Source organism: bacterium (genome assembly GCA_018812485.1).
In the GTDB taxonomy this organism is placed as follows: Bacteria; JAHJDO01; JAHJDO01; order JAHJDO01; family JAHJDO01; genus JAHJDO01.
Genome location: JAHJDO010000114.1, coordinates 1 through 2219 on the forward strand (window position 1 = coordinate 1; position 2219 = coordinate 2219).

At 38.5% G+C, this 2219-nt stretch carries 5 protein-coding genes and 1 tRNA gene; all 6 read left to right on the forward strand.

Annotated features, from left to right (window positions below; all coding sequences use genetic code 11):
• A partial coding sequence (locus KKC91_09220; protein ID MBU0478732.1) for a hypothetical protein occupies positions 1-182 on the forward strand: 182 nt, incomplete at its 5' end.
• 2 nt (positions 183-184) lie between these two features.
• The gene (locus KKC91_09225; GenBank protein ID MBU0478733.1) at positions 185-640 is read left to right on the forward strand and encodes a hypothetical protein; all 456 of its coding nucleotides are present in this window, start codon (positions 185-187) and stop codon (positions 638-640) included.
• Positions 641-660: 20 nt separating this feature from the next.
• Positions 661-846 carry a helix-turn-helix domain-containing protein gene (locus KKC91_09230; GenBank protein MBU0478734.1) on the forward strand — a complete coding sequence of 62 codons (186 nt, stop codon included), beginning with the start codon at positions 661-663 and terminating at the stop codon, positions 844-846.
• Between the two features lie 52 nt (positions 847-898).
• Positions 899-1072: a hypothetical protein gene (locus tag KKC91_09235; GenBank protein ID MBU0478735.1), complete on the forward strand. Its 174-nt coding sequence runs from the start codon at positions 899-901 to the stop codon at positions 1070-1072.
• Positions 1073-1074: 2 nt separating this feature from the next.
• The gene (locus KKC91_09240; GenBank protein MBU0478736.1) at positions 1075-2142 is read left to right on the forward strand and encodes a tyrosine-type recombinase/integrase; all 1068 of its coding nucleotides are present in this window, start codon (positions 1075-1077) and stop codon (positions 2140-2142) included.
• Positions 2133-2205 (forward strand) — tRNA-Thr (locus KKC91_09245). Before KKC91_09240 ends, KKC91_09245 begins: the two co-directional genes overlap by 10 nt.
• Positions 2206-2219: the final 14 nt, after the last annotated feature.

Consider the following 2219-nt stretch of genomic DNA (forward strand, 5'->3'; position numbering starts at 1 on the left):
ATATAAGAAAAGATATAGAAGCCGGCTGTGAAAAAGTGATAATCGGCTGCAGGGATGAGAAAGTGTTTGAAGAAGTCACAAAAATCATTCAGGAATTAGATGAAGAAACGCAAACTAAAACAAAAGTATTGCTTCTTTCGAAAATTCTTAATTTGAATTTTGAGGAATTGATAAGGATATAAAAATGGACTACCAGGAATCTGAACTACAAATAAAGGGCGCTGTAAAGGACTTCATGAAACTCAGGGAGAGTTTCAATCACGAGGTGCTGGAGGATTCTTATCTTGTTCTTGATTATGGCAAAGGGCAGATTCCTTTATCCAAACTTGGCCTTGCAGAGATGGGCTTCCATGAGGCGCTTCTCGTCAAAAATGAGCGAGGCAAATATCTCATAAACCTTGCCCAAAAAAGAGGCGTAGTGGAATATCAGATACAAGAACTGAAGAAAATATTGGACGGCATAGACAGGAGAATCAGCAAAGTTAATGTGATAGGACTTGAACTCAACCCTTTTACAATTGAAGTCAGATTCAGGACGCTTAATTCTGAACTTATACAAAAAATAAAGCAGTCAGAATTCTGCGACAGCGAAAAAACTGATATGAGCCTGGCATCAATAAGGATTATTTTGAGGAGCTAATAGACAGAGAGGCACAAGAAATGAATAGCCGACTATTATCAGTAACAGAGGCTTCGGAATATCTGGGTATCACTAAAGGCACGCTTTATTCCTGGGTCTGCCAGCACAGGATTCCTGTTGTCAAAATGGGAAGACTGAATAAATTTGATATCAAAGATTTGGACCAGTGGATTGAAGAGCATAAGAGGAAATCAAAAGAGTGGTAGGAATTTCTATTAGTACTTGACAAATTACACAATTGAGCGTATAAATAAACTTATGAAAAAATTAACAGGAGAACTGAGAAGATTACAGGTAATGATAGATGAGAAACTGTTTAAAAGACTCCTTGAATTCTGCAATAAAAAATCTGTTAAAGAAGGAAGGCTTAATGTCATGTCTAAGACAGTAAGAGAGGCAATCGGAGAGTACCTGGATAAAAGGAGGGGCTAAACATGCCTATATTCAGAAAACGTGGCAAGTGGTTTATAGATTATTATTTTGAGGGCAGAAGAATCAGAGAATGTGTTGGAGCCAGCAGAAGAGAAGCAGAACATGCTCTGTCAGTCAGAAAGTCAGAGATTTTGCAGGGCAAGTATAACTTCAAGAAGCAGAAAACCAGCCCACAATTCAGCGAATTTGCAAAGGATTATCTTGAATATTCCAAGGCAAATAAACGCTCATGGATAAGAGACGTATCAATACTAAAAAGCCTGACTCCATTTTTCAAGATGTTGAGATTAAATGGCATAACCTGTAAGCATGTGGAGAATTATAAAGTCAAAAGACAGGAGAAACTAAGTCCCGGCGGGATTAATCGCGAACTTGCCTGTCTAAAACACATGTTCACTATGGCTATAAAATGGGGATATACAGAAAAGAATCCAGTTAAAGAAGTGAAGATGCTGAAAGAGAAAGAGAAAATCATAAGAGTATTGAGTTACGAGAATGAAAAAAAGCTAATTGAGAATGCAGGCGCACACATTAAACCCATACTGATTTTAGCCTTAAATACAGGCATGAGAATAGGCGAAATACTCAATCTGACCTGGGATAGAGTTGATATGGCTTATGGTATAATAACTGTCGATGATACAAAGGGCGGAGAGGTAAGAAGCATACCTATAAATTCCTCTCTTATAGAGGTACTGAGAACACTTGAAAAGCATGGAAAATACGTCTTTTCCAAAGAGAATGGCGACAGGTACGGCAGTATTAAGACAGCATTTAACGCAGCAAAGAGAAGAGCAGGAATAACAAATTTAAGAATACATGATTTAAGACATACTTTTGCATCCAGACTTGTCTTGAATGGAGTGGATTTAGTGACTGTTAAAGAGCTTTTGGGACATAAAGACATCAGTACAACAATGAGATATTCTCATACAAATCCAGGGCACAAAAAAATCGCCGTAGAAATGCTTGTTTTGCCTGAATATGGACACCAGATGGACACCAAAGGCTTTAAGAAGTCAGTGATAAAAGAACGAATAGAGGTTATGCAAGCTGATTTGCCGGGATAGCTCAGTTGGTAGAGCAGGGCATTCGTAATGCTCAGGTCGCCAGTTCGACTCTGGCTCTCGGCTCCCAAGCTAGAAAT